We start from the raw sequence: 25,132 nt of genomic DNA, 5'->3' as shown, positions 1-25,132 counted from the left end.
CGGCCTCAGGCGGCCGGTCCGGGGTTGCGCTCCACCGAGGAGATGTGATTCTCCTGCGCGATCATGCCCCAGCGGCTCGCGGTCAGCCGCAGGCTGGGCAGGTCGCTGAGCGAGAGGACCACCTCGTAGGTGCGCTCGTACCCGGTGTGCGCGATGCGCCAGTGCCCGTCCTCGCAGCGGACGTAGCGATCGGTGTAGAAGGCCGCGCCGCGCAGGCACATGTTGTGCTCGGGGATGATCACCGTGTCGGCCAGGTACCAGGTGCCGGTCGCGGTGTCGCCGTCGACATCGATCTCCGGATGGTCGCAACGGTGCTCGGTGATGACGTGCGGTCCGAGGGTGTTGCGCAGGAAGGCCAGGAACGCCTCGCGCGACTCGAACTGCAGGTATTCGCTGTAGGTGGCGGTCGCCTCGGGGATCAGGGTGTCGGCGAACTCGTCCCAGGACTTGGTGTCGAGTGCCCGCAGATAGCGGAACTTGAGCCGGCTGAGCGCGATGAGGTCGTCGGGATGATCGGGCGGGCGCTGGACCGGCTCGGGCTGCTCGTCGTCCATCGCGTCCGCGTGCGGCACGTCGGCCATCCGGACCTCCCCCGTCTCCATCCCGGCGACCAGCGGTTCGTCGTCACCGGGCAGCAGCGGACCAGGCCGCGCCGAGGTGGGCGCGACAGGATCGTCGACGCGCACGTTCGGAGATCCGGACCCCTGCTCCATCCCTCCACGATCCCACTGAAACGAGCGCAGTGCCGGATCTGTATCTGATCGCTATCACTGCCGACACCGGAGCGTGACCTCCGGCGCCGACTGCCCGCGCTGTCTCAGCTACCCGATGGTGAAGCAGGTGCGGCAGAAGTCCTCGCCGAATTCCGACAGCCGCAGGCTCTTGCGGACGATCTTCGGCGCGCGGCCCGCCTTCTTGAGCGCGTCCTCGACCACGGGCTGCACTTCCAGCACCATGTAGCGGCTCAGCACCACCGGATCCTCGGAGGTGAAGGTCAGGCCGAGGCGGTTGAGGTTGATCAGGTACGACCGCGCCCGGTCCGGGTAGCGCACGCCCGCCTGCTCGGGCACCGAGGTCAGATCGCCCTGCACCAGCTCCGAGCCGATGCCGAGCGGCCGGTTGGTGCGCACGTCGACCGAGGGCTGCGGACCGTTGAGGGCCATGAAGCGCAGGATGCGGGCCTCGTCGGGCGCGATCTCGTCGAGGATGCGGTCGTAGGCCGGGTGCACGTCCTCGGTGAAATAGACATCGGCCGAGCGGGCCAGCAGCGCGTCGCCGCGGCGGCGCAGGTCCTCGGTGCTGGCCGAGCGCAGGTAGGGGCCGACGGTGATGGCCTGCTGGGAGGACCCGTTGGGCGTCGGCACATAGCTGACGATCTCGCGCACCGACCCCTCGGTGACACCGAGCGCGCTACGCGCGATCGAGCGCAGGGCATTGCCGGTGCGCTCGGCGATATCGGCCGAGGACTCGCCGTCCAGGGCCGCCTGGGCCAGCTCCTTGGTCACCTCGTAGGTGGTGCCGACCGCCCACTGGCTGCCGCGCACCGCGGTGCCCGCCGCCAGTCCGGCGGCGCGGAACACCCCGCGGATCAACCGGGCTTCGTTACTGATCTGTCGCTGCTCGACGTCCGAGCTGCGCTCGACGGCGCGGGTACCGGCACGGGCCAGGTCCTGTCCGGTCCTGTCGTCTGTCACGTCCTACTCCGAAGTCTCGCATGGGAACGATCGCCCACAGATTATTGCCCGACCACGCTCCGAACACAGTGCGTACGCAGCGCGCCCCCTGAACGCGCTGGTTGTGGCCTGTCACCAAATGTGGTGGTGCTCATTGTTCCGACTCGCCAGGACGAATACGGCATTCGGGACAGGTTCTGTGACTGATGTCTCAGACACTACCCTGTGTCCTGGCACACGACGAATGGACCCAGTTCCGCAACTCACAGTAGGGTCACCGCGGCGCGGGGGTGCTAATTTTGGGTGCCGGTGAGGCGGTGATCACCGGATAACGGCAGGAGGGTGTCGTGTTGGAGAGTGTGTTCGGGTTGCATCCGACACTCCTGCTAGAAATTCTGACTATTCCTCTTTTCACAGGAATAATCGGCTACATCACGAACTGGACCGGCATTCTGATGCTGTTCCAGCCGATCAAGTTCCACGGCGTGAAGCTGCCCGGCTTGCGCGCGATCTTCCCGTACCTGCCCAAGCGGATCCAGGTGTTGCCGCTGCTCAGCTATGACGGGCGGATCGGCTGGCAGGGCATCGTGCCCTCGCGCGCGGACAAGATGGCCAGCATCGCCGTCGACAAGGGATTGTCCAAGCTCGGCAGCGTGTCCGACTTCTACCGTGAGCTCGATCCGGAGAAGCTGGCCGAACATCTGGCCGAGGTCGCCGACGCCCAGATCAGCGACATCGTCGAGGTGATCCTGCGCCGCGAGCATCCGCAGCTCTGGTACAACCTGCCCACCCAGGTGCGCGAGATGGTGCATCAGCGGGTGCGCTCGCAGCTGCCGGAGATCCTGCGCGAACTCACCACCGAACTCGGCACCAATATCGATCAGCTGCTCGATGTGAAGCAGATGGTCATCCGCTATTTCCAGGCGCGGCCACAATTGCTCAACCAGTTGTTCCAGGTGCTCGGCGCCAAGGAACTGCGGTTCATGCAGAACTTCGGCTTCTATTTCGGCGCGCCCTGCGGCCTGCTGCTGGTGCTCGCGCTGCACACCACCGGCCTCTCGCCGCTGATCGTGCTGCCCATCGGCGGCATCATCATCGGCTGGGTGGTCAACTGGGTCGGCATCAACATGATCTTCGCGCCCGCCACGCCCAAGTGGTGGTGCCCGTGGCGGCAGGGTCTGCTGATCAAGCGGCAGCCCGAGATCACCGCCGGCTACGCCGAACTCGTCTCCACCGAGGTCGTCACCGTCGCCAATATCGGCGACGAGCTGCTCAACGGCCCGCGCTCGGACCGCACCCTGCAGATGCTCGAGGACACCCTGCGCCCGGCCGCCGATCGCGCGCTCGGCCCGGCCCGGCCCGCGGTGAAGTTCATGCTGGGCAGCCGCGAGTACGACTCGCTGCAATCCACGCTCACCGCCGAGGCGATGACGATCGCGCCGATGGCCTTCGCCGACCCCGCGTTCAACGTCCAGCAGGGCAGGCAGGTCAACGAATACATCGCCCGGCAAATGTCCGCACTTTCCCCACACGACTTCGTGGACATGCTGCGGTCGGCCATCAAACAGGACGAATGGTTGCTTTTCGTCCATGGCGGCGCGCTGGGGCTGCTCGCCGGATACGCTCACATCCTGGTCTTCGGAACAGGAGTAGCGACGACATGGATATAGACGACGGGACCCCGTCCACCGAACTGGTGCGACGGACGGTACCGCCGATCGAAGCCACCGGTGACCGGCGTGGCGTGCTGCCGGTCTCGCCGGTGCGCACGGTGCGGGCGGCGACCGGTGTCGCGCGGGTCGCGCTCACCGCGGCCTCGGGGGTGACCCTGTGGACGCTCGACACCGCCCTCGGCGTGACGGTCACCGTGCTGCGCGGCAGCATCGCGGGCACCCCGCCCAAGGAAGTCCTCGCCGAAGCCGAAGGCGAAGTGCGCGACCGGCTCCGCCACGCGCTCGGCCTGCCCGTCGGCACCGAACACCCCGGCGACGGCGGCATGCCGACGCTGCGCGAACAGGGCGCCGAACTGCTGCGACTATCGGCCAGCACGCACGCCGCCCAGCCCGACGCGCACCCCGCCTACCCCGGCATCCTGGCCGAGATCACCCCCGACGAAGCGCGGATCCTGCGGTTCATGCACGTCGACGGACCGCAGCCCGCGCTCGACGTCCGCACCGGCCGTCAGCGGGCCTTCGGCGGGGAACGCCTGATCAGCGGCCTGACCCTGATCGGCGAGCACGCCGGCCTGCGCTTCCCGAACCGGGTGCCGCAGTACCTGCCCAACCTGCGCAGACTCGGGCTCATCGAGTCCACCAGGGAGCCGGTCGGCAACCCGAGCCGCTACCAGCTCATCGAGGCGCAGGAGCAGGTGCGCGACGCGCTCAAGCGCGGCTTCGGCACCAAGGTGAGCTACCGCAGCATCATCCTCACCGAATTCGGCGCCGACTTCGTGCAGACCTGTCTGCCCGTCGTCATCACCGACGGGCAGACCGCCACCTAGGAGATCAGTGGTCTTCGGCTAGTTCCAGCCAGCGTTCCTCGGCGGCTTCCTTCTCCGCCACCACCTCTTTGAGTTCGGCGCCGAGCTTCACCAGTTTGTCCGGGTCGGTAGCGGCGTCGGCCAGGGCGACGTGGAGTTTCTGTTCGCGCTCGTCGAGCTTGGCGATGCTGCGCTCGAGGCGGGACAGTTCCTTGCGGGCCGCGCGGCGGTCGGCCGAATCCGTGGTCGCCGCTGCCGGTTTCGCGGCGGCGGGCTTGGCGGCGGTGGCCAGGGTGGCGCGCTTGGTGAGGTACTGGTCGATGCCGCCGGGCAGGTTGGTGAGCTTGCCGTCACCGAAGAGTGCCCAGGTGGTGTCGCAGATGCGCTCGACCAGATAGCGGTCGTGGCTGATGACGACCAGCGTGCCCGCCCAGTTGTCGAGCAGGTCCTCGAGCTGCTGCAGGGTGTCGATGTCGAGGTCGTTGGTCGGCTCGTCGAGCAGCAGGACGTTGGGCTCCGCCATCAGGATGCGGGTCAGCTGCAGCCGGCGGCGCTCGCCACCGGAGAGGTCGCCGACCGGGGTGCGCTGCCGGGCGGGCGTGAAGCCGAGCCGTTCGGCCAGCTGACCGGCCGAGATCTCCTTGTCGCCGAGCATGATTCGCTGCGCGATCTGCTGCACGGCCTCGAGCACCCGCATATCGGTGGGCAGGTCGTCGAGTTCCTGCCGCAGCCAGCCGATCTGGACGGTCTGGCCCTGGATGCGCTTGCCCGTGGCCGGTTCGGCGTCGCCGGCCAGCGCGCGCAGCAGCGTGGTCTTGCCCGAGCCGTTGACACCGACCAGACCGACCCGCTCGCCCGGCGCGAGCCGCCAGGTCAGCTCGTCGACCAGCACGCGGCCGTCGGGGGTGGTGAGGGTGGCGTCCTCGAGTTCGATCACCACGCGGCCGAGGCGCTTGCGCGCGAACGCGGCCAGCGAGACCGAGTCGCGCGGCGGCGGCACGTCGGCGATCAGCGCCTCGGCGGCCTCCACCCGGTAGCGCGGCTTGGAGGTGCGGGCCTTGGCGCCGCGCCGCAGCCAGGCCAGTTCCTTGCGGGCCAGGTTCTGGCGGCGGGCCTCGGTGGCATCGGCCTGCCTGGCGCGTTCGGCGCGGGCGAAGATCCAGTCGCCGTAGCCGCCCTCGTAGGTCTCCACCTTGCCGCCGACGACCTCCCAGGTCCGGGTGGCGACGGTGTCGAGGAACCAGCGATCGTGGGTGACCACGACGAGCGCGGTGCGCCGGGCGACCAGGTGCTCGGCGAGCCACTGCACGCCCTCGATGTCGAGGTGGTTGGTCGGCTCGTCGAGGACGAGCAGGTCCAGGTCGCGCACCAGCGCGGCGGCCAGCGCGACGCGGCGGCGCTCGCCACCGGAGAGGTTGGTGACCGGGGTGTCCAGGCCGAGGTCGGCGATGCCGATGCCGTCGAGCACCGAGCGCACGCGCGCGTCGGCGGCCCATTCGTGTTCGGCGATATCGGCGGTCGACAGGTCGTCGGACAGGCCGGCGAGCACGATGGAGCCGATGGTGGCGCCCTCGGGCAGCACGCCGCGCTGGGTGACCACCGCCATCCGCAGGCCACCGACCCGGCTCACCCGGCCGCTGTCGGGCTGCTCCAGGCCGGTCAGCACCTCGAGCAGCGTCGTCTTGCCGCCACCGTTGAGACCGACCACCCCGATCCGCTCTCCCGCGTGCACTCCGAGCGAGACGTCGTCCAGCAGCGGCTTGATGCCGAAGCTCTTGGCGACCTGTTCGAGGTTGATCAGGTTGGACATAGGTGTTGCTCGCCCGCCTTCCGCGCGACTGTGGGGCCGTGACGAGCCTACTTGCCCGGTCGGCGGCGGTCCGATCCGCTCCGCCTTGTGCGACGAACGCCGTTCGTTTAACGTTGTTCGTAGCGAACAACGTTCGACACGAACAACGTTCTTGACTCGGAGGATTCCATGCACATCGGCCTCGGCCTCCCCATTTCCGATCCGATCGCCCTGTTCGACTGGGCCCGTCGCGCCGACGACGGCCCGTTCTCCTCCCTCGGCCTGCTCGACCGGCTGGCCTACGACAACCCCGAACCGCTGACCACCCTCGCCGCGCTGGCCGGCGCCACCCGCCGCATCCGGTTGCAGACCGAGGTACTCCTGGCCCCGCTACGCGAGACCGCGCTGCTGGCCAAGCAGGCCGCCACTCTCGACGTGCTGTCGGGCGGCCGGTTCGTCCTCGGCGTCGGCGTCGGCGGGCGCGCCGACGACCACGTCGCCGCGGGCACCGAGCTGCGCACCCGCGGTCGCCGCCTCGACGCGCAGATCGGCCTGCTCCACCGCCTCTGGGCCGGTGCACCGTTCGGCCCCGACTGCGGCCCGATCGGCCCGGCCCCGCTCTCCCCCACCGGACCCGAGCTGCTGTTCGGCGGCTTCCAGCCCGCCGCGCTCGACCGGGTCGGCCGCTGGGGCGGCGGATTCCTCGCCGCCGCGCCGCCGTCCTGGGCGGGCAACCTGTTCGACACGGTGCGCCGCTCCTGGAAGGACCACGGCCGCGCGGGCGCGCCGCGGATGGTCGCCCAGGTGAATGTGGCCGTCGGCGACGACGACCTGCTCGCCGACGCCCGCGCGTCCATGAGCGCCTACTACGCCTTCGCCGGCGACCGCTCGAAGTTCATGCTCGACGGGCTGCTCACCACACCCGAAGCCATTCGCGCCACCATCGCGCGATTCGACGAGCTCGGCGCCGACGAGGTGATGCTCTACTGCTACGGCCGCGACGCCGACCAGGTCGACCGGCTGGCCGACGTCATCGGCTGACGCTCAATGCTTCCCGTGCGCCTCAGTGTCGAGCACCCGGGCCCCCGGCACCGGACCGCTGGCCGTGCGCACACTGCGGCACACGCCCGCACCGGCCAGTTCGGCCGCCACCGCGATCGCCGCCTCCTCCGTCTCGCACAGGAACGCGCAGGTGGGGCCCGATCCGGAGACCAGACCGGCGAGCGCGCCCGCCCCGACCCCGGCGCGCAGCGTGCGCCGCAGCTCGGGCTTCAGCGACAGCGCCGCGGCCTGCAGATCGTTGCCGAGCAGCGGCGCGAGGGTGTGCGGGTCGCCCGCGGCCAGCGCCTGCATGAGTTTCTGCGGATCGCCCAGCCGCGGCGGATCGCCCTCGGCGCGTAGTCGATCGAGTTCGCGGAACACCGCCGGGGTGGACAGGCCGTCCTTGGCCAGCGCGAGCACCCAGTGAAAGGTGTTGCGCGACAGCACCGGAAGCAACCGCTCCCCGCGCCCGGTGCCGAGCGCGGTGCCACCGTGCAGCGCGAACGGGACATCGCTGCCGAGTTCGGCGGCCACCGCGGACAACTCGTCACGGCCCAGGCCCAGGTCCCACAGTTCGTTCAGCCCGACCAGCGCGGCGGCCGCGTCGGCACTGCCGCCCGCCATGCCGCCCGCGACCGGAATACCCTTGGCGATGGCGATCTCCACCAGCGGCGCGCGCCCGGCCAGGTGCGCCAGGCGCACCGCGGCCTTCCACACCAGGTTCTCCCGATCGGTCGGCACCTCGGCCGCGCCCTCGCCGGTGACCCGCACGGCCAGCGAGGCCGACGGGGCGAGTTCGAGCTCGTCGGCCAGCGACAATGCCTGGAAGACGGTGGTCAGGTCGTGATATCCATCCGGACGCAGATCACCGACTCCGAGATGCAGGTTCACCTTCGAAGGAGCGCGCACGACGACCGGGCTGGGCACAACTGACAGCACGATCACCAAGCGTAACGGGTTACACCGACGAGTACGCGCGCTGAATCCTCGCCCGGCGGGCGGGGCTTGCGTCAGATACCCATAGGGGGTATGTTCATTCGTGTCGGGGACATACCCCTGGACCGTATGATCGAAGAGCGAAGGAGTCGGCCATGGCCACCACCACCTACACCGTCACGGGGATGACCTGCGGACACTGCGTGAGCTCGGTCAAGCAGGAGATCGGCAAGATCGACGGTGTCACCAGCGTCGACGTCGACCTGGCCAGCGGTCTCGTCAAGGTCGACAGCGCGAACGAGCTGACCGAGTCCGAGGTCGCCGCCGCCGTCGACGAGGCGGGGTACGAACTGGCTCGCTGACCCCCGATTCGCGAAGTCATCCGCGGCCCGCGCCCTCCGGCGCGGGCCGCGGCGCGTTCACCAGCGGTTCATCCGTCGCGACGACGCCGCGAATCATCCACAGCGTCATCCACATCTGCACCCAGCGGCCCGCCACCGGCGGATTTCGCGCCGGACCGGTGATGTCGTCCGTGCATCATGATCAACTCCGCCGGCGGCGAAAACCGGTTGTCCACAATTGCTTTCACAGGGTGCGCGGACGGGCCCCGATGAACAGCCGGTGTACTGCGGGTTCGACTGCGCGAGGCAGCGATTCGCGGACTACCCCTGGGCGGCCAGGCGGACGAACGCCGCGGTGTCGAGCGTCTCGCCGCGGGCGGTCGGATCGATGCCGGCCGCCACCAGCCTGCGCTCGGACTCCGCGGGCGAACCCGCCCAGCCGGACAGCGCCGAGCGCAACGTCTTCCGGCGCTGCGCGAAGGCTGCGTCGATCACCTCGAACACGCGCCTGCGATGCGCCTCGTCCATCGGCCACGGCGGCTCGGCGTAGCGATCGATGCGGACCAGGCCGGATTCGACGCGCGGCACCGGCCAGAAGACCTGGGTGCCGACCGCGCCCGCCCGGCGCACCTTGCCGAAGAAACCGGCCTTGACGCTCGGCACCCCGTACACCCGGTTGCCCGGTTCGGCCGCCAGCCGGTCGGCCACCTCGGCCTGCACCATCACCAGCGACACCCCGATGCTCGGCAGTACCGCGAGCAGGTGCAACAGCACCGGGACCGCCACGTTGTAGGGCAGGTTCGCGACCAGCGCGGTCGGCTCGGCGGGCAGCTGGTCGGGGCGCACGCGCAGGGCGTCGGCCTCGACGACCTGGAGCCGGTCGACCAGGCCGGGGGCGCGGTCGGCGACGGTCTCGGGCAGGTAGTTGGCCAACACGGGGTCGATCTCGACGGCGACCACCCGGTCGACCACGTCGAGCAGCGCCAGGGTCAGCGAGCCGAGACCGGGACCGACCTCGAGCACGGTGTCCTTCGGGCCGACGCCCGCGGCGGTGACGATGCGGCGCACCGTGTTCGCGTCGTGCACGAAGTTCTGCCCGAGCTGCTTGGTCGGCCGGACGCCGAAGCGTTCGGCCAGCGTCCGCACCTCGGCGGGACCGAGCAGTGCGGCGCTACCGCGCGCGGGAATCTCTGGTTCGGGCACCGCTAGAACCTACCAACCCGGTCGATCGAGCAGCTCAGCGCTGCGGCGGGGCGGCATTGACCCGCGCGAGGAAGGCGTCCATCGCGGCCCGCTGCTCCGCCGACACCGAGCCGTGCGTGCCCGTGCCGGGGACCACCTGCTGATCGACGCCGTTGGCGGCGAGCTGCGCGACCAGCGCCGCGTGCAGCGGGGACGGCACGATCGTGTCGGTGACGTTCATGGTCAGCAGGATCGGGGCGTCGTAGCCGCTGGTCGGCAGGGTCATGTAGGCGGCGAGGACATCGCGCAGGCCGGTCAGCGGGCGGGCGAGCAGGTCGCGCGCCGTCAGGCCCTTGGCCGAGGCGATGATCGCGTCCAGGCACCGGTCGCCCGCGGCGTCGACGAGCGACTTACCCAGCGGCGTGAGGTAGGAGTCCACCTCGGCCTCGGGGTGGGTGGCGCGCAGTCCGGCCAGGATGCTGACGACGAACGAGGTGGCCGCGGCCAGCACCGGGATCTCCGGCAGTTCGGGCCCGATGAACGGCAGCACCTTCTCCACGTCGGAGGCGGCGTCGACGGCAATCGTGCCGCGGAAGTCCAGCTCGGGGGCGTAACTCTGCTGCACGTGCGCGGTGCTGAGCGCGGCGTGCCCGCCCTGCGAGACACCGAGGACGCTCCAGGTGCGCGACAGCTCGGGATCGGCGGCGCGGGCGGCCCGCACCAGATCGATCGTCGCGGTCGCCTCGCTGCGCACCTCGAGATACGGGTGCGGGCCGGTCTCGAAGCGGCCGAGGCCGAGGTAGTCGGGCGCGACGACGGCGTAGCCCTGGTCGACGAAGCGCTTGATCAGCGCGTCTTCGGCGGCACGATGCTGCGGCAGCGCCGCGAGTTCGGGATCGGCCTGGCCGCCGCAGCCCGGGCCGGAGCCGGAGGTGCCGTGGTCGTAGGCCAGGATCGGCCAGCCGGTGGCCGGGGCATCGCCCGCGGGCAGATACATCGCGCCGCTGGCCGGGCGCGCGACGCCCGCCGAGTCGGTCATCCAGTATTCGACGACCGACCCGCGCGCCATTCCGTGCCACCCCGCGGGCTTGCGCTCGACCGAGATGATCGAACCGGGCGCTTCGGCGGCCGCGGGCGCGAACCCGGCGGCGCACAGCGCGCTCACGGTGACGGCGGCGACGAGCGTCCCGCGGATCGTGGTCTTCGGCAACGGATTCAGCTCTCCACCAGGCGACAGTTCCTGGACGAGTGTACAGATCAGTCGCCGGTCCGCTCGGCGCGTCGAGCGACCATGCGCGCCGGCGGACCCGCGTCGTCAGCGCTGTGGCGGCACCGCGTTGACCCGGGCGACGAACCCGTCGAGCGCGTTCCACATCCGCTGATCGAGCACGGTGTGCTCGCCGAAGCCGGTCACCGTCTCGAAATCGACGCCACCGGCCGCGAGCTGGGCCACCAGTGCGGCGTGCAGCGGCGAGGGCACGACCGTGTCGGTCGCGTTGATCAGCAGCAGGATCGGCGCGTCGTAGCCGCTGGTCGGCACGGTCATGTACGCGATCAGGGCCGGGCGCAGCGGCCCGTCGGAGAGCCTGCGGGCGAACAGGTCGCCGAAGCCGAGTCCCTTGACGTTCCGGACGATCTCGTCGATGCACTGGGTACCGGCGGCGTCGAGGATCGCCTTTCCTCTCGGCGTGAGATATGAGTCGACCTCGGCCTCGGGATGGGTGGCGCGCAGACCCGCCAGGATGCTGACGGTGAAACCGGTCAGGCCCGCGGTGCCCTCGATCTCCGGGAAGCCGGGGCCGAGCAGCGGCAGGACCTTCTCCACGTCGGAGGCCGGGTCGACGGCGGCGATGCCACGGAAGTCCAGCTCGGGGGCGTAGCTCTGCTGCACGTGCGCGGTGCTCAGCGCGGCGTGGCCGCCCTGCGAGGCGCCGAGGGCGGTCCAGGTCCGCGAGAGTTCGGGATGCGCAGCCCTGGCGGCGCGCACCAGGTCGATGGTGGCGGTGGCCTCGCTGCGCACCTCCAGGTAGGGGTGCGGGCCGGTCGCGAAGCGGCCGAGCCCGAGGTAGTCCGGCGCGACGACGGCGTAGCCCTGGTCGACCAGGCGCCCGATCAGCTCGTCCTCGGCGGCGCGGTTGGCCGGCAGCGGGGCCAGGTCGGGATCGGCCTGACCGCCGCAGCCGGGACCGGAGCCCAGGGTGCCGTGGTCGTAGGCGATGATCGGCCAGCCGGTGGCGGGCGCGGTGCCCGCGGGCAGGAACAGCGCACCGCTGGCCGGACGCTCGGCGCCCGCGGAATCGGTGGTCGTGTACTCGATCACCGAGCCGCGTGCCTGGCCGTGCCAGCCCGCGGGTCGCGCTTCGGTGGCCAGGACGTCACCGGGGGCCGCCGAAGCGGGCGCGTTGGCGGCGGTCACCAGCACAGCGGCGAGGGCGGCTGCGATCGCAGCGCGGCTCAGGGTCTTCGGCATCAGGGGTTACCTTTCCGGCCGATCGGCAGCAATGAACTGGACGATCGTACAGTTCGCTGAACGGTTGCTTGGACACCACTCGCGACCTGCGTCGGAGCGGGGAAGGGAACCGGTCAGCGCGCCCGGGCCAGGAAATCGTCGATCGCGGCGATCATCGCCGGGTTCAGTTCGCAGTGTTTGCCGGTGCCGACGACCGGGGTGTAGTCCACGCCGTTGGCGGTGAACTGGGCGGCCAGCGCGGCGTGCAGCGGCGAGGGCACCGTGCGGTCGGTGGCGTTGACCAGCAGCAGGATCGGCGCGTCGTAGCCGCTGGTCGGCACGGCCATGTAGTCGGCCATCACCGAGCGCAGCGGTTCGTCGCCGAGGGATCGGGTGAGCAGCTGCCCGAGCGTCAGATCCGCGACGCGCTCGTCGATCGCGTCCTGGCACAGGGTGCCGATCTCGTCGAGGACCTGGCGGCCCAGCGGGCTGAGGTAGCTGTCGACCTGCGCGTCCGGCCTGGCCGCCCGCAGCCCGGCCAGAATGCTCACCGAGAAACCGAGCACGCCGCCGCTGACCCGATCCGGATTGCCGGGCCCGAGCAGGGTGGCCACCTTCTCGACATCGGATTCCGGGTCGATGGCGATGGTCCCGCGGAAGTCCAGCTCCGGCGCGTAGCTCGCCTGCCGGTGCCCGGTGCCGAGCGCGGCCTGCCCGCCCTGCGACATGCCCGCCGCCACCCACACCGGCGACAGATCCGAGCGCACCGACCGCGCCGCGCGCAGCAGGTCGAGGGTGGCGGTGGCCTCGGTGTCGATGCCCAGATACGGGTGCGGCCCGGTGTCGAACCGCCCGAGCCCCAGGTAGTCCGGCGCGACGACGGCATACCCCTGCGCCACCAGATGACGCAGGAACTCGTCCTGCCCGGCCTGAGATTCCGGCCAGGGCGCACCCGCCGGATCGGACTGCCCGCCGCAGCCGGCGCCGAGCCCGGTGGTCCCGTGGTCGAAGGCGACCACCGGCCAGCCACCAGCGGGCGCGTCACCCTCGGGCAGGTACAGCGCACCGCTCGCGGGCTGCGTCACCCCGCCGACACCCCTGGTCCAGTAGTCGATGACCTGCGCGCCGGACATCCCGTGGAATCCGTCGGCCTGCGGAACGACCGCGATCACCGCCCCCGGCGTCTCCGCGTGCGCGGGCGTCAGCGGCACACAGACCCCCGCACCCACCGACAACGCCACCGCGACAGCCGCCCGCCGCCAGGCCGAAACCCCACGCATCACAACCCACCCTCGACTCGACGAGCCGGGACAACGCACGAGACACAGACCCGGCGAAACGAGTGCAAACTACCCCGCGAATTCCCCCGGTCAACCCGACCCGCCGAAGCAAACCCAGATCAGGCGCCGACAACCCACTCAGCCAACACGCCCCGACCTCGAGGAGGGGCAGGCCGACGCAGTCGGCCGTCGCGGCCGTCCCGCCGATCAGGCGCCGTGGCGTACGCGACGAAGGAGCAAGCCACGGTGCCTGATCGGCAGGACCGGAGGGCCGCGACTCTAGCGCGCCAGCGCTCCGAAGACTCAGCTCAGGCCGAGGCGGCCCGTGCACGCAGGCCAGGCGCCCCAGCCCTGCCGGGCGCGGGTGACCTCGGCGATGGCGATCTGCTCTTCGCGGGTGGCCAGGTCGGCGCGGGGGGCGTACTTCAGGCCGCCCTGGCGTTCCCAGGTGCTCTGGTCGAACTGGATGCCGCCGTAGTAGCCGTTGCCGGTGTTGATGGCCCAGTTGCCGGTCGACTCGCAGCGGGCCAGCGCGTCCCAGATCGCGCCGTCGCGCACCGGCGGCACCTCGGTGCCCGGCTTGGCGCCCTTGCGGATGGTCTTGGGCTGCGCCGGGGTGATGACGTTGGAGTTGGTCTGCACGCGGCTGGACTCGACACCGTTGGTCAGGGTGACCGCGAAGGTCGCCTCGTGCAGCCCGGCCTCGCCCGGGTTCTCCACGACGGTGCGGCTCATGTTCATGGTCGGGTCCTCGATCACCAGTTCGGCGGGATCGAGCGGCAGGGTCTCGGTGCGCTGCTCGACGCGCTGCCGGGTGACGGTCACCTTCATGCCCTCGGTGAGCGGCGTGGTGGCGGCCGGTTCGGTGAAGTCCTGGTCTTTGAGCGGAATGCCAGCCGCGGTGAGGAATTCGCCGATGGTGGCGGCGGCCAGGCGCACGTCGACCGCGGCGGCGCCGCCGTCGACGAGCGAGACGGTGCGCGGCGAGTAGACGCTGAGCGCGGCGCCTGCCAGCGGCAGCTTCTCGGTGCGGGTCGGCACGACGTGGGTGTCGGCCGGGATCTGCATCTGCGCGAGCGCGTCGCCCGCGGTGATGCCGGTGGTCCACACCTTGCGCTCGGTGCCGTCGACGGAGACGGTGATCTCGCGGCCGCGGTTGAGCGTGATGGTGGCGCCGTCGGAGACCTTGGACCCGGCGGCGGGGGTGACGGCGTCGTGCTCGGAGAGCTCGTAGCCGGCGTCGGCCAGGATGGCTCGCACATCACGGGACATGGTGGAGAGCTCGCTGCGCTCACCGTCGACGACCAGGGCGACCGTCTTGTGGTTCACGATGGCCATCGACGCACCGACCATGAGAATCAGCAGCATGGCCGCCACCGCCGCGTACAGCAGCGGCGAGCGAGACGAGTTGATCCGCGCAAAAGCCGACATGGTTACAGAACGATAACGACAAGGTTTGCCCCAGACAACACCGTGTGCCCCGATCAGCGGGATCGCAGGTCACGATTCGATATAGACGTCGCTGGTAGATAACGACTATGACCGGCGGATGTGAGCCGAAACACGTTTATCGTCCAGCCCCCTATCGACCGGACGAATCGGGCTAGCGAATCCGGTACAGCCTGCGCGCGTTCGCGGTGGTGATCTCGGCCAGTTCCGCCGGGTCCTGTTCGCGCACCTCGGCCAGCGCCCGCACCGTGTACGGCAGGCAGTACGACTCGTTCGGCGCGCCGCGATACGGGTGCGGCGTCAGATACGGCGCGTCGGTCTCGACCAAGATCTGGTCGTCGGGCACCAGCTGGGCCGCCTCGCGTAGTTCGTGCGCGTTCTTGAAGCTGACCGTGCCCGAGAAACTGAGCACGTATCCCTCGGCAACGCAGGCCTGCGCCATGGTCGCGTCGGACGAGAAGCAGTGGAAGATCACGGTGTCCGGGGCGCCCTCGTCGAGCAGCACCGTGAGCAGGTCGTGGTCGGCCTCGCGGTTGTGGATCATCAGTGGCTTGCGGACCCGCTTGGCCAGGTCGATGTGCCAGCGGAAACCCTCGATCTGGGTCTCGATATCGGCGCAGCCGTCGAGCTTGCCCGGCCAGTAGTAGTCCAGGCCGGTCTCCCCGATCGCGACCACGCGAGGGTCGGTGGCCAGGTACTCCAGCTCGGCCTTGGCCTTGTCGTCGAGGGCGTTGGCCCTGGTCGGATGCAGCGCGACGGCGGCGTAGACCCGCGGGTCCCACTGCGCGGCCTGTACGGCCCACTGCGCGGCGGCGAGATCGTCGGCGACGGTCACCACGTGCCCGACGCCCGCCGCGGCGGCGCGGTCCACGATCGCCGTGGTCGAGGCGGCATCGGTTGCGCCACAGGCGTCGAGGTGGGTGTGCGCATCGATCAGGGGCGCGAGCGGCGGCGGAAGGGGCGGAGCCGGACGATTCTGGTTTGCCACGCGGATTACAGTAGTTGCCATCATGAGCGCACTTGAAGGCGCCGAGGCGCCCGCCTTCTACATCACCACGGCCATCGCGTACCCCAACGGTGCGCCGCATATCGGGCACGCGTACGAGTACATCTCGACCGACGCGCTGGCCCGGTTCAAGCGACTCGACGGCTACGACGTGTTCTTCATGACCGGCACCGACGAGCACGGTCAGAAGATGCAGCAGACCGCGGCCACCGAGGGCATCCCGGTGCAGGAACTCGCGGCCCGCAACTCCGACGTCTTCGAGGCGATGGACAAGGCGCTCGACATCTCCTTCGACCGCTTCATCCGCACCACCGACGAGGACCACAAGGCCGCCAGCGTCGCCCTCTGGGAGAAGATGCTCGCCAACGGCGACATCTACCTGGGCAACTACTCCGGCTGGTACTCGGTGCGCGACGAGGCCTTCTACACCGAGGAGGAGACCACCCTCCTCGACGACGGCACCCGCGTCTCGACCGAGACCCAGACCCCGGTCACCTGGACCGAGGAGTCGAACTACTTCTTCAAGCTCTCCGAGTACCAGGACAAGCTGCTGGCGCTCTACGAGGAGCAGCCGGAGTTCATCGCGCCCGCGACCCGGCGCAACGAGATCGTGAGCTACGTCAAGGCCGGACTGAAGGATCTGTCGATCTCGCGGACCACCTTCGACTGGGGCGTCCCGGTGCCCGGCCACCCCGATCACGTCATGTACGTGTGGGTCGACGCGCTCACCAACTATCTGACCGGTGTCGGCTTCCCGCACACCGATTCGGCGGCGTTCCAGAAGTTCTGGCCCGCCAATGTGCACATCATCGGCAAGGACATCACCCGGTTCCACACGGTGTACTGGCCCGCGTTCCTGATGTCGGCCGGGATCGAGCTGCCGGACCGCGTCTTCGTGCACGGGTTCCTGTACAACAAGGGCGAGAAGATGTCGAAGTCGACGGGCAATGTCGTCGACCCGCTCGCCCTGGTGTCGACCTACGGCCTGGACCAGGTGCGTTTCTTCCTGCTGCGCGAGATCTCATACGGTCAGGACGGCAGCTACAGCAACGACGCCATCGCGGGCCGGATCAACGCCGACCTGGCCAACGAGTTCGGCAACCTGGTCCAGCGCAGCCTGACCATGGTCAACAAGAACTGCGACGCCAAGGCACCAGCGCCGGGCGCCTTCACCGAGGACGACCGGGCCCTGCTCGACCGCGCCAACGCCCTGCTGGAGCGCTGCCGCGCCGACTTCGACGCCCAGCAGATGCACCTGGCGCTGGAGGCCATCTGGCTGACCCTCGGCGAGACCAACCGGTACTTCTCCGCCAATGCCCCGTGGGCGCTGCGCAAGTCGGGCACAGAGGAAGACCTGGCCAGGATGGCCACGGTCCTCTACGTCACGCTCGAGGTGGTCCGGATCGTGGCGATCCTGGTGCAGCCGGTGATGCCGGGTTCGGCCGCGAAGATCCTGGACCTGCTCGCCCAGGACGGCCGCGCCTTCGCCGATATCGCCACTCCCCTGGTCCCCGGGATCGACCTGCCCGCGCCGGAACCGGTGTTCCCGCGCTACGTCGAACCCAAGGAGTGAGCTAGCCCGCCGCCCGCGTATTCGGGCCAGGCCCGGGTCCGGATCACCTACCGTCGGCGACCGGCGGTAGGTGATCCGAGCTGTCCGTGCGGGATCAGTTCCAGGCGGCGAGCAGCTTGCTCGCTTCGGCGCCGAGTGCCGCCTGCAACAGCGGCCCGAAGCTGATCCGGCCGACGCCGAGTTCGGCGAGATGCGCCCTGGCCGGCGTCCCCGGCTGCGCGATCGCGTTGATCGGCAACGGCAGTTCGGTGGCGAGCCTGCGCTGGACCTCGTCGGAGTGCCAGCCCACCGGGTACAGCACGTCCGCGCCCGCGTCGGCGGCCAGCCGCAGCCGGGCGATGACCCGATCGACCCGGTCGGCCTCGTCCCCGTCCTGACGCAGGAACAGATCGGTGCGCGCGTTCACCACGACGTGCACTCCCGCCGCGTCGGCCGCCGCACGCAGCCCGCCGACCAGCTCGGCGTGCTCCTCGGGCGAGCGCAGCCGCTTGCCCTCGCTGTGCACGGTGTCCTCGATATTGAGCCCGACCGCGCCGGCGCCGAGCAGCCCCTCGATCAGCCGCGCGGGTTCGAGCCCGTAGCCCGACTCGATGTCCACCGAGACCGGCACCTCCACGGCCCCGGTCACCTGCGTGACGCGCGCGAGCAATTCGTCGAAGGTCATCCCCTCGCCGTCGCTGCGCCCGACCGAATCGGCGACCGGATGGCTACCCAGTGTGAGCCCCGAAAAGCCAGCGGCCACAGCGACATTCGCCGACCACGCGTCCCACACGGTCGGCAGCACCACCGGATCACCGGGCTGGTGCAGTTCGAGCAGAGTCTTCGCTTTCGCGTCCAGAGAGGTCATACCCGCGATGATGCCGCACCGCGGCCGCGCGCGCCGTAGACCGAGCTAGACGCACCCCGATCGCGGCGGGCAGTTGAGCTGGACGTCGAGCACGCGCGCGCCCGGCCCCTCCGCGCCGAGCCGGTCGTGCTCGTTGACGAGCTTGCATGAGCCCAGCGACAGGCACCCGCAGCCGATGCAGCCGGTGAGGTTGTCGCGCAGCCGGGTGAGCTGGGTGATGCGGTCGTCGAGGTCCTCGCGCCAGGTGGTGGACAGCGTCTCCCAATCGCGGCGGGTGGGCGTGCGGCCTTCGGGGAGCCGGTCCAGCGCCGAGCGGATCTCACTGAGTGGGATGCCGACGCGCTGAGAGATGCGGATGAAAGCGACCCGGCGCAGCGTTTCGCGAGCGTAGCGCCGTTGATTGCCACTGGTTCGACGACTCGATATGAGACCTTCACGTTCGTAGAAGTGCAACGCGGACACTGCAACTCCACTACGATCGGATAGCTGCCCGGGGGTCAGCTCCTTCGTTTGCCAATCGGCCGTCGTCATCTGCGCTCCTCCCGTTTTCGCCCTCAACAATACTTGAGGTTTTCGTGGCGTGTACGAAAAACGGGAGGACTCCGCACCCACCGGGTCTGCGGGTCTTCCGTGCCGACGCGCGCTCCGCGGATTACGGTTTCCGCATGGGAACCGCCCCCGACTCGCGCCTGGCCGTCACCTCCGAGGTCGGCACGCTCCGGACGGTGCTGCTGCACCGCCCCGGCGACGAACTGCGCAGGCTCACCCCCAGCAACAACGATCAGCTGCTGTTCGACGGCATCCCCTGGGTCGAACGCGCCCAAGCCGAGCATGATTCCTTCGCCGCCCTGCTGCGCGAACGCGGCGTGGAGGTCCTGCTGCTGTCGGACCTGCTCGCCGAGACGCTCGAGGTGAGCGGCGCGGCCAGGATCCAGGGTATCTCCGCCGCCGTCGACGCCCGCAGGCTGGGCCACGGCCTGGCCGATCAGCTCGCGGCCGAGCTGCGCAAGGTCGAGGCCCGCGAGCTCGCCGACATCCTGATGGCCGGGATGACCTTCGACGAGCTGCCGTTCGGCCCGGACACCACCTCGCTGGTGCGCCGGATGCACCACGGCGGCGACTTCGTCATCGACCCGCTGCCCAATCTGCTGTTCACCAGGGACTCCTCGTTCTGGGTCGGCCCCAAGGTCGCGATCACCTCCCTCGCGCTGCCCGCCCGCATCCGCGAGACCTCGATCACCGATCTCGTCTACGCCTTCCATCCACGCTTCCTCGGCGTGCGCCGCGCCTACGAATCGCACACCGCGCCGATCGAAGGCGGTGACGTGCTGCTGCTCGCGCCGGGCGTGGTCGCGGTCGGCGTCGGCGAGCGGACCACCCCCGCCGGCGCGGAAGCGCTGGCGCGCAGCCTCTTCGACGACGACCTCGCGCACACCGTGCTGGTGGTGCCGATCGCGCAGAACCGCGCGACCATGCACCTGGACACCGTGTGCACGATGGTCGACACCGACGCGGTGGTGATGTACCCGGGCGTGCGGGAAACCCTGCGGGCCTTCACGATCCGCCGCGAGGACGGCTTCTCCGGCCGCGGCGACCTGGACCGGATCAGCATCACCGGACCCGAACCGTTCCTGCCCGCCGCTGCGGCCGCGATGGGCATCGCGAACCTCCGGGTGATCGACACCGGCCGCGACGGGCCGACCGCCGAACGCGAGCAGTGGGACGACGGCAACAACACGCTGGCGCTGGCGCCCGGTGTCGTGGTGGCCTACGAGCGCAACGAGATGACCAATTCGCGGCTGACCGACGCCGGTGTCGAGGTGCTCACCATCCAGGGCTCGGAGCTGGGCTCCGGCCGGGGCGGTCCGCGCTGCATGTCCTGCCCCCTGGCCCGAGACGAGGTGTGAGCGAACGTGTTCCACGTCGAGCTGTCCGCCGATTCCACCCAACCGCCCTACGAGCAGTTGCGCATGGCCGTGATCGAACAGGTCCGCGCCGGCACGCTCACCGCGGGCACCAAGATCCCGACCGTGCGCGCCCTGGCCGCCGACCTCGGCATCGCGCCGAACACCGTCGCCCGCGCCTACCGGGAACTCGAAGCCGACGGCGTGCTCGAGACCCGGGGCCGCCAGGGCTCGTTCATCGCCTCCTCCGGCGACCCCACCCGGGACATCGCGGGCCGCGCCGCCGTCGACTACGTGGCGACCATCCGGCGGCTCGGCCTCCCCGACGCCGACGCCGTCACCTTCGTCCAGCGCGCGCTGGACAGCTGACCCGGGGCTAGCGCCAGCTCGGGAGCCAGAGGTGGTCCTGCCAGCTGGCCGGACTGATCGGCTGGGCGGTGAGAATCGGCCACAGCCAGACGAAATTCGCGATCACCAGGCCCAGATAGATGCTGACGATCAGCAGGCCCAGGGCGTAGCGCTCGTTCACCGGGGCCGGGAGATACGTGCCGGTGGGACTGCGCGGTATCCCCGCCGGCCGGGCCGAACCGAGGATGTCACCGAGGATCAGCGCGACGCCCATCGCCAGGAACGGCGCGAGCACCACCGCGTAGAAGAAGTACATCTGCCGGTCCAGGGTCAGGAACCAGGGCAGCAGGCCCGCGCCGTAGCCGACCAGCACCGCCGCGTAGCGCCAGTCCTTGCGCACCACCGAGCGCCACAGCATCCAGCCGAGCGCGGGCAGCGCCAGCCACCACAGCGCGGGAGTGCCGACGGCCATCACGGCTTTCACGCACTGCGACTCGCCACAGCCGGTGACGGTGCCGTCGGCGTAGTAGTAGAGCATCGGGCGCAGGCCCATCGGCCAGGTCCACGGCTTGGATTCCCACGGGTGATGGTTGCCCGCGGAATTGGTCAGGCTGGAATGGAAGTCGAGGGTCTCGCCCTGGTAGTACCAGAGCGAGCGCAGCGCGTCGGGCAGGAACGCGAACGGTCCGCCGGTGCCGACCTGATTGCCGACCGCGTACCGGTACACCCCGGACTCGCTGGCGAACCAAGCCCAGTACGAGGACAGATACACCACCAGCGGAATCACGACGAGCGCGTACAGCGCCGGACCGACATCGCGGACCAGCGTGCCGACCCACGGCCTGCGCACCCCGTACGCGCGCCGCGCGCTGACGTCGAAGGCCACGCTGAGCAGGCCGAAGAACATGATGAAGTAGATGCCCGACCACTTGGTGCCGCAGGCCAGCCCGAGCAGCACGCCCGCGCCGAACCGCCACCAGCGCACGCCGAGTCGCGGTCCCCAGTCGGTGATCCCGACCCGGCCCGCCAGATCCGCGCTGGCCAGCCGTGCGCGCACGTCGTCGCGGTCGACGATGAGACAGCCGAACGCGGCGGTCACCAGCAGCGCCATGAAGATGTCGAGCATGCCGATGCGGGAGGAGACGAAGGTCAGCCCGTCGGCGATGAGCAGGATGCCGGCGAACGCGCCGATCAGCGTCGAGCGCGACATACGCCGCACGATCCGGATCACCAGCAGGACCAGGACGGTGCCCGCCAGCGCCGCCGTGCCGCGCCAGCCCCAGGCGTTGTAGCCGAACAGCGCCTCGCTGATCGCGATGAACTGCTTGCCGACCGGCGGATGCACCACCAGGCCGTAGGCGGGGTTGTCCTCCACGCCACCGCCGGTGACCATCTGCCAGGCCTGCGGCGCGTAGTGCTTCTCGTCGAAGACGGGGGTGCGCGCGTCGGTCGGATAGTTCAGGTTCGCGAACCGGGTGATGGCCGCGATCGCGGTGAGTACCAAGGTGACTGCCCAGCCGCGGGCGGTGTCGAGCGGGCCGAAATCCGGCGTCGGTCGCAGCGGAGCCGGACCGACCAGCACGGAGGCGGGCCGTGACGGTGGCATCGCACGCGTTTCGGTCACCGGGATCACGCCCCGATCGTAGGCGGTGCGCCCACTGAAGTCCGACCCGACACTTGTCCCCCTCCTCCGATGCGCGAACCGGCTCGGCGCGCGCGCCTGACAGAATGACCCAAACTACCGGAGAGGCTGGACGACACTGTGTTGGTCTTAGCGGCTACGCCGATGGGCGACATCGGGGACGCGTCCCAGCGACTACGCGACGCGCTCGGCTCGGCCGATGTGGTCGCCGCGGAGGACACCCGCCGGACCAAGTCGCTGGCCAAGGCGCTGGGCGTGGAGATCACCGGCCGGGTGGTCAGCTTCTACGACCACGTCGAAACCGCCCGCATCCCCGCCCTGCTCGACGACCTCGCCAGCGGCCTGACCGTGCTGCTGGTGACCGACGCGGGCATGCCGTCGGTCAGCGACCCCGGCTATCGCCTGGTCGCCGCCGCCGTCGAACGCGATCTCCCGGTCACCTGCCTGCCCGGCCCGTCCGCGGTCACCACCGCGCTCGCGCTGTCCGGGCTGCCGGTCGAGCGGTTCTGCTTCGACGGTTTCGCGCCGCGCAAGGGCGGTCAGCGCCGGGAGTGGTTGCGCACCTTGGCCGCCGAACAACGCGCGTGCGTCTTCTTCGAGGCGCCGCACCGGTTGGCCGACTGCCTGGCCGACGCGGTCACCGTCCTCGGGCCCGACCGGCGCGCGGCCGTCTGCCGGGAACTCACCAAGACCTACGAGGAGGTCGTGCGCGGCACGCTCGGCGAGCTCGCCGCCTGGGCCGTCGAGGGCGCGCGCGGGGAGATCACCGTGGTACTCGCCGGGGCCCAGCCGGTCTCGGCCGATCCCGCTGATCTGGTGGCCGAGGTGGAGGCCCTGGTCGAGTCCGGCCTGCGGCTCAAGGACGCGTGCGCCGAGGTCTCGGCGGGGCGGGGCGCTTCCCGGAAAGACCTGTACGAGGCGGTCCTGGCCGCCCGCAGCGAGAGCTGAGCCGCCACGCGGGTCCGCCCGGGCCTGCGAGTACCGCACCGGCTCAGCGATCGAGGACGGCGAGCATGCCCGCGACGGCCCGCGGCCAGGTGAACTGTTCGGCGCGGGTGCGGGCCGCTTTGCGGCGGCCCGAGGTGGGCATGGCCAGGACGTCGGTGACGGCCTGGGCGAAGGCGCGGGGGCGGTCGGCGGCGATGGCGCCGCATTCGGCGGTGACGATGTCGGCCAGCGCCGAGGAGCGGCTGGCGACGACCGGGGTGCCGGCGGCGAGGGCCTCCAGGGCGGCGAGGCCGAAGGTCTCGTGTGGGCCGGGGGCGAGTGAGACATCCGCGGTGGCAAGCAGTTTCGCGACCATGGACCGGTCGCTGATGAAGCCGGTGAAGTGGACCGACGGCGCGCCGCCGGGCAGCGCGGGCAGGGTGCGGGCGCGGCGTTCGAGCGATTCGCGGCGCGGTCCGTCACCGGCGACGACCAGCCGGGCGGGCAGCCCGGCGCGATGCAGCGCGCCCACCGCCTCGATGCTGCGGTCGACCCGCTTCTCCACCGACAACCGGCCGCAGTGCACCAGCAGCGGATGCCCCTCGACCCCGAGGTCGGCGCGCAGCCTGCGGTCGCGGCGGCGCGGACTGAACAGGTCGAGGTCGACGCCGAGCGGCACCAGTTCCACATTGGGGGCGCCGATGCGCTGGAACTCCTCGCGCGCGAAGTCGGTCGTGCACACCACCATGTCGTAGTCGTCGGCGGTGCGGCGGTTGGCCACGTCGGCGCACCGCCGCGCGGCGGGCCCCGGCAGGAACTGCCCGAGCAGCCGATCGAGCCGCTCGTGCGAGATCATCACGCTCGCCACCCCGCGCCGCCCGGCCCACCGCCCGAACCCGCGCAGCGTGAGCCGATCCGACACCTCGAGCACATCGGGCCGCAGCCCACCGAGCACATCGGCGACCCGCCGCGGATCGGCCGCCCGATACCCACCGGTGAACGGAATGGCCACCGCGGGCAGGGTGATCCGCAACGCCCCGGTCGGCAGCACTTCCTCCCCGCGCCGCGCCCCCGGCACGATCAGCACCACCTCGTGCCCGGCCGCGACATACCCCTCCCCCAGGTGGTGCAGGGCGGTGCGCAACCCACCCGATCGCGGGCCGTAGAAATTGGCGAGCTGCACGATGCGCACTCGCCGATCGTCCAGCCGCGCGGGTTACCCACGGAACCGGGCCGTGGAACAGCGCGTGAACAGCGGCGAAAGAAGCGGCTAACCGGATTCGGGTGGGTCGTCGGACCAGACGCGGAGGAGGCCGTGGCCGGTGGCGGCGGTGGTGATGGTGACCAGTTCGGCGTTGGCGCGGATCCAGGGGGTCTCGGCGAAGCGGACGCGGAGGGCGAGGCGGCGGGAGGTTCCGGGGTGGTGGGCGACGTCGGCGCAGGCGGCGCGGAGGGCGGCGAGGTCGATCGGGTCGACGGTGGGGCGTTCCACCGCCCAGCGGTCCAGCGGGGGTGGCGGGTCGCCCGCCCACTCGTAGATGAGGCCGCTGGACAGCAGGATCAGGCCGACGCCGACGCCGCTGTGCTGAGAGACCGCGCGCAGCATCGTGATGTCGGGGTCGACCGCCGCAGCGTCGTCGTCGAGTTCGGGGATGGCGTGCATCAGGGCGCTCACCCGGCGCGGGCCGGGGCGGGCCCTGGTGATCATCTGGAACCGGCGCGGGCACTCGTCGTCGCCGAGCATGTCGACCTGGCCCTGCCAGCGTCCGCCCGGTGCCAGCTCGGTGGCCATGGCGAAGTACTCGACCCGGCCGTCGAAGCGGACCATCCGGCCGAACGCGTCGGGCGGGGTGCGGATCACCCGCACGTGCTCGGGTTCCCTGGCGAAGACGAGTTCCTCCAGGCCGGGGCCGTGGTGGGCCAGCTCGGTCACCGAGTCCCAGTCCCAGGCCGCGACCCGGCGGCGCGGCCGCACCGGCGCGTCGACGGGGCCGGTCCAGACCTGCACGCCGTGGATACCGCCGAACGCGCACCGAACGGGCTCGGTGAGCACCAGCGTGTCACCGACGACATCGCGGGTCGATGCACCGCGCTCCTGGCACCGCCGCACCGCCTCGCGCAGCAGCCGCGCCCTGGCCGTCCCGATCGCGCGCGGCCACCGCGACGGTGGGAGCCAATCGCGCGGGTGCGCGTCCACCGCGACCAGCGTCGGCGCGAGATCCTCGGCGAGGGTCTCCACCAGCAGCCATCCGCCTGCCGACATCAC

The 25,132-nt window shown here is 70.6% G+C and carries 23 protein-coding genes; 8 read left to right on the top strand and 15 right to left on the bottom strand.

Annotated elements, in window-relative coordinates:
• Window positions 1–5: 5 nt before the first annotated feature.
• Together ACFVW6_RS04885 and ACFVW6_RS04880 are read right to left on the bottom strand one after the other, a co-directional pair.
• Window positions 6–554 carry a nuclear transport factor 2 family protein gene (locus ACFVW6_RS04885; protein WP_355274612.1) on the bottom strand — a complete coding sequence of 183 codons (549 nt, stop codon included), beginning with the start codon at window positions 552–554 and terminating at the stop codon, window positions 6–8.
• Window positions 555–821: 267 nt separating this feature from the next.
• Complete coding sequence (locus ACFVW6_RS04880; RefSeq protein WP_355273370.1) at window positions 822–1,694, bottom strand: Abi-alpha family protein; 873 nt, start codon at window positions 1,692–1,694, stop codon at window positions 822–824.
• Between the two features lie 434 nt (window positions 1,695–2,128).
• Between ACFVW6_RS04880 and ACFVW6_RS04875 the strand changes: the two genes are divergently transcribed.
• Together ACFVW6_RS04875 and ACFVW6_RS04870 are read left to right on the top strand one after the other, a co-directional pair.
• Window positions 2,129–3,343 carry a hypothetical protein gene (locus ACFVW6_RS04875; protein WP_355273373.1) on the top strand — a complete coding sequence of 405 codons (1,215 nt, stop codon included), beginning with the start codon at window positions 2,129–2,131 and terminating at the stop codon, window positions 3,341–3,343.
• Window positions 3,334–4,173, top strand: coding sequence for an Abi-alpha family protein (locus ACFVW6_RS04870; RefSeq protein WP_355273375.1), 840 nt, complete (start codon window positions 3,334–3,336; stop codon window positions 4,171–4,173). The genes ACFVW6_RS04875 and ACFVW6_RS04870 overlap by 10 nt, the downstream gene beginning before the upstream one ends.
• Window positions 4,174–4,177: 4 nt before the next feature.
• Here the strand turns inward: ACFVW6_RS04870 and ACFVW6_RS04865 are convergent, their stop codons facing one another.
• The gene (locus tag ACFVW6_RS04865) at window positions 4,178–5,962 is read right to left on the bottom strand and encodes an ABC-F family ATP-binding cassette domain-containing protein (RefSeq protein WP_378823606.1); all 1,785 of its coding nucleotides are present in this window, start codon (window positions 5,960–5,962) and stop codon (window positions 4,178–4,180) included.
• A 168-nt stretch (window positions 5,963–6,130) separates the two neighbouring features.
• Between ACFVW6_RS04865 and ACFVW6_RS04860 the strand changes: the two genes are divergently transcribed.
• On the top strand, window positions 6,131–6,982 hold the full coding sequence (locus tag ACFVW6_RS04860) for an LLM class flavin-dependent oxidoreductase (protein WP_378823608.1): 852 nt from the start codon (window positions 6,131–6,133) through the stop codon (window positions 6,980–6,982).
• A gap of 3 nt (window positions 6,983–6,985) precedes the next feature.
• Here ACFVW6_RS04860 and ACFVW6_RS04855 read toward each other — a convergent pair whose 3' ends face one another.
• On the bottom strand, window positions 6,986–7,921 hold the full coding sequence (locus ACFVW6_RS04855) for a 4-(cytidine 5'-diphospho)-2-C-methyl-D-erythritol kinase (protein WP_355273383.1): 936 nt from the start codon (window positions 7,919–7,921) through the stop codon (window positions 6,986–6,988).
• Between the two features lie 152 nt (window positions 7,922–8,073).
• Here ACFVW6_RS04855 and ACFVW6_RS04850 point away from each other — a divergent pair, with 152 nt between their 5' ends.
• Window positions 8,074–8,280 carry a cation transporter gene (locus tag ACFVW6_RS04850; protein WP_355273385.1) on the top strand — a complete coding sequence of 69 codons (207 nt, stop codon included), beginning with the start codon at window positions 8,074–8,076 and terminating at the stop codon, window positions 8,278–8,280.
• Between the two features lie 300 nt (window positions 8,281–8,580).
• Here the strand turns inward: ACFVW6_RS04850 and rsmA are convergent, their stop codons facing one another.
• The 6 genes from rsmA to ACFVW6_RS04820 all read right to left on the bottom strand — a co-directional run bounded on the left by rsmA (window position 8,581) and on the right by ACFVW6_RS04820 (window position 15,628).
• Window positions 8,581–9,462, bottom strand: coding sequence for a 16S rRNA (adenine(1518)-N(6)/adenine(1519)-N(6))-dimethyltransferase RsmA (gene rsmA / locus ACFVW6_RS04845; protein ID WP_357342854.1), 882 nt, complete (start codon window positions 9,460–9,462; stop codon window positions 8,581–8,583).
• A gap of 34 nt (window positions 9,463–9,496) precedes the next feature.
• The gene (locus tag ACFVW6_RS04840; RefSeq protein ID WP_378823612.1) at window positions 9,497–10,651 is read right to left on the bottom strand and encodes a lipase family protein; all 1,155 of its coding nucleotides are present in this window, start codon (window positions 10,649–10,651) and stop codon (window positions 9,497–9,499) included.
• A gap of 105 nt (window positions 10,652–10,756) precedes the next feature.
• Window positions 10,757–11,911: a lipase family protein gene (locus ACFVW6_RS04835; protein ID WP_378823614.1), complete on the bottom strand. Its 1,155-nt coding sequence runs from the start codon at window positions 11,909–11,911 to the stop codon at window positions 10,757–10,759.
• Window positions 11,912–12,024: 113 nt separating this feature from the next.
• Complete coding sequence (locus ACFVW6_RS04830) at window positions 12,025–13,170, bottom strand: alpha/beta fold hydrolase (protein ID WP_365008018.1); 1,146 nt, start codon at window positions 13,168–13,170, stop codon at window positions 12,025–12,027.
• Between the two features lie 303 nt (window positions 13,171–13,473).
• Window positions 13,474–14,601, bottom strand: coding sequence for a transglycosylase family protein (locus ACFVW6_RS04825; protein ID WP_365008020.1), 1,128 nt, complete (start codon window positions 14,599–14,601; stop codon window positions 13,474–13,476).
• A 172-nt stretch (window positions 14,602–14,773) separates the two neighbouring features.
• On the bottom strand, window positions 14,774–15,628 hold the full coding sequence (locus tag ACFVW6_RS04820) for a TatD family hydrolase (protein ID WP_355273396.1): 855 nt from the start codon (window positions 15,626–15,628) through the stop codon (window positions 14,774–14,776).
• A gap of 1 nt (window position 15,629) precedes the next feature.
• On the opposite strand from ACFVW6_RS04820, the gene metG reads away from it, so the two are divergent.
• Window positions 15,630–17,198 carry a methionine--tRNA ligase gene (metG, locus tag ACFVW6_RS04815; RefSeq protein WP_378823616.1) on the top strand — a complete coding sequence of 523 codons (1,569 nt, stop codon included), beginning with the start codon at window positions 15,630–15,632 and terminating at the stop codon, window positions 17,196–17,198.
• A 94-nt stretch (window positions 17,199–17,292) separates the two neighbouring features.
• Here the strand turns inward: metG and ACFVW6_RS04810 are convergent, their stop codons facing one another.
• Window positions 17,293–18,045: an isocitrate lyase/phosphoenolpyruvate mutase family protein gene (locus ACFVW6_RS04810; RefSeq protein WP_378823617.1), complete on the bottom strand. Its 753-nt coding sequence runs from the start codon at window positions 18,043–18,045 to the stop codon at window positions 17,293–17,295.
• A 45-nt stretch (window positions 18,046–18,090) separates the two neighbouring features.
• The gene (soxR, locus tag ACFVW6_RS04805; protein ID WP_218717207.1) at window positions 18,091–18,576 is read right to left on the bottom strand and encodes a redox-sensitive transcriptional activator SoxR; all 486 of its coding nucleotides are present in this window, start codon (window positions 18,574–18,576) and stop codon (window positions 18,091–18,093) included.
• A gap of 134 nt (window positions 18,577–18,710) precedes the next feature.
• On the opposite strand from soxR, the gene arcA reads away from it, so the two are divergent.
• Together arcA and ACFVW6_RS04795 are read left to right on the top strand one after the other, a co-directional pair.
• Window positions 18,711–19,952 carry an arginine deiminase gene (arcA, locus tag ACFVW6_RS04800; protein ID WP_355273403.1) on the top strand — a complete coding sequence of 414 codons (1,242 nt, stop codon included), beginning with the start codon at window positions 18,711–18,713 and terminating at the stop codon, window positions 19,950–19,952.
• Between the two features lie 6 nt (window positions 19,953–19,958).
• Entirely contained in the window at window positions 19,959–20,318 is a 360-nt protein-coding gene (locus tag ACFVW6_RS04795; protein ID WP_378823619.1) for a GntR family transcriptional regulator, read from the top strand.
• A 7-nt stretch (window positions 20,319–20,325) separates the two neighbouring features.
• Here the strand turns inward: ACFVW6_RS04795 and ACFVW6_RS04790 are convergent, their stop codons facing one another.
• Window positions 20,326–21,903: a dolichyl-phosphate-mannose--protein mannosyltransferase gene (locus tag ACFVW6_RS04790; protein ID WP_378825577.1), complete on the bottom strand. Its 1,578-nt coding sequence runs from the start codon at window positions 21,901–21,903 to the stop codon at window positions 20,326–20,328.
• A 156-nt stretch (window positions 21,904–22,059) separates the two neighbouring features.
• Between ACFVW6_RS04790 and rsmI the strand changes: the two genes are divergently transcribed.
• Window positions 22,060–22,887, top strand: a complete 828-nt coding sequence (gene rsmI / locus ACFVW6_RS04785) for a 16S rRNA (cytidine(1402)-2'-O)-methyltransferase (protein ID WP_355273409.1) — start codon at window positions 22,060–22,062, stop codon at window positions 22,885–22,887.
• A gap of 43 nt (window positions 22,888–22,930) precedes the next feature.
• On the opposite strand, the gene ACFVW6_RS04780 is transcribed toward rsmI, so the two are convergent.
• Both ACFVW6_RS04780 and ACFVW6_RS04775 read right to left on the bottom strand, forming a co-directional pair.
• Window positions 22,931–24,058, bottom strand: a complete 1,128-nt coding sequence (locus ACFVW6_RS04780) for a glycosyltransferase (protein ID WP_357342836.1) — start codon at window positions 24,056–24,058, stop codon at window positions 22,931–22,933.
• A gap of 78 nt (window positions 24,059–24,136) precedes the next feature.
• Complete coding sequence (locus tag ACFVW6_RS04775) at window positions 24,137–25,129, bottom strand: GAF domain-containing protein (RefSeq protein WP_378823623.1); 993 nt, start codon at window positions 25,127–25,129, stop codon at window positions 24,137–24,139.
• Between the last annotated feature and the right edge of the window lie 3 nt (window positions 25,130–25,132).

Origin of the sequence: Nocardia sp. NPDC058244 (assembly GCF_042882065.1) — a bacterium.
Classification (GTDB): domain Bacteria; phylum Actinomycetota; class Actinomycetes; order Mycobacteriales; family Mycobacteriaceae; genus Nocardia.
This window is presented reverse-complemented; position numbering and strand designations above follow the sequence as displayed.

Bases quoted from the DNA above. Each gene is read 5' to 3' on its own strand.
- ACFVW6_RS04810 (WP_378823617.1), bottom strand. From the start codon at position 18,045: ATGACCTCTCTGGACGCGAAAGCGAAGACTCTGCTCGAACTGCACCAG.
- ACFVW6_RS04885 (WP_355274612.1), bottom strand. From the start codon at position 554: ATGGACGACGAGCAGCCCGAGCCGGTCCAGCGCCCGCCCGATCATCCC.
- ACFVW6_RS04875 (WP_355273373.1), top strand. From the start codon at position 2,129: ATGCTGTTCCAGCCGATCAAGTTCCACGGCGTGAAGCTGCCCGGCTTG.
- soxR (WP_218717207.1), bottom strand. From the start codon at position 18,576: ATGACGACGGCCGATTGGCAAACGAAGGAGCTGACCCCCGGGCAGCTA.
- ACFVW6_RS04820 (WP_355273396.1), bottom strand. From the start codon at position 15,628: ATGGCAACTACTGTAATCCGCGTGGCAAACCAGAATCGTCCGGCTCCG.
- arcA (WP_355273403.1), top strand. From the start codon at position 18,711: ATGGGAACCGCCCCCGACTCGCGCCTGGCCGTCACCTCCGAGGTCGGC.
- ACFVW6_RS04790 (WP_378825577.1), bottom strand. From the start codon at position 21,903: ATGCCACCGTCACGGCCCGCCTCCGTGCTGGTCGGTCCGGCTCCGCTG.
- ACFVW6_RS04850 (WP_355273385.1), top strand. From the start codon at position 8,074: ATGGCCACCACCACCTACACCGTCACGGGGATGACCTGCGGACACTGC.
- ACFVW6_RS04860 (WP_378823608.1), top strand. From the start codon at position 6,131: ATGCACATCGGCCTCGGCCTCCCCATTTCCGATCCGATCGCCCTGTTC.
- ACFVW6_RS04830 (WP_365008018.1), bottom strand. From the start codon at position 13,170: ATGCGTGGGGTTTCGGCCTGGCGGCGGGCGGCTGTCGCGGTGGCGTTG.
- metG (WP_378823616.1), top strand. From the start codon at position 15,630: ATGAGCGCACTTGAAGGCGCCGAGGCGCCCGCCTTCTACATCACCACG.
- ACFVW6_RS04835 (WP_378823614.1), bottom strand. From the start codon at position 11,911: ATGCCGAAGACCCTGAGCCGCGCTGCGATCGCAGCCGCCCTCGCCGCT.
- ACFVW6_RS04775 (WP_378823623.1), bottom strand. From the start codon at position 25,129: ATGTCGGCAGGCGGATGGCTGCTGGTGGAGACCCTCGCCGAGGATCTC.
- ACFVW6_RS04825 (WP_365008020.1), bottom strand. From the start codon at position 14,601: ATGTCGGCTTTTGCGCGGATCAACTCGTCTCGCTCGCCGCTGCTGTAC.
- ACFVW6_RS04865 (WP_378823606.1), bottom strand. From the start codon at position 5,962: ATGTCCAACCTGATCAACCTCGAACAGGTCGCCAAGAGCTTCGGCATC.
- ACFVW6_RS04870 (WP_355273375.1), top strand. From the start codon at position 3,334: ATGGATATAGACGACGGGACCCCGTCCACCGAACTGGTGCGACGGACG.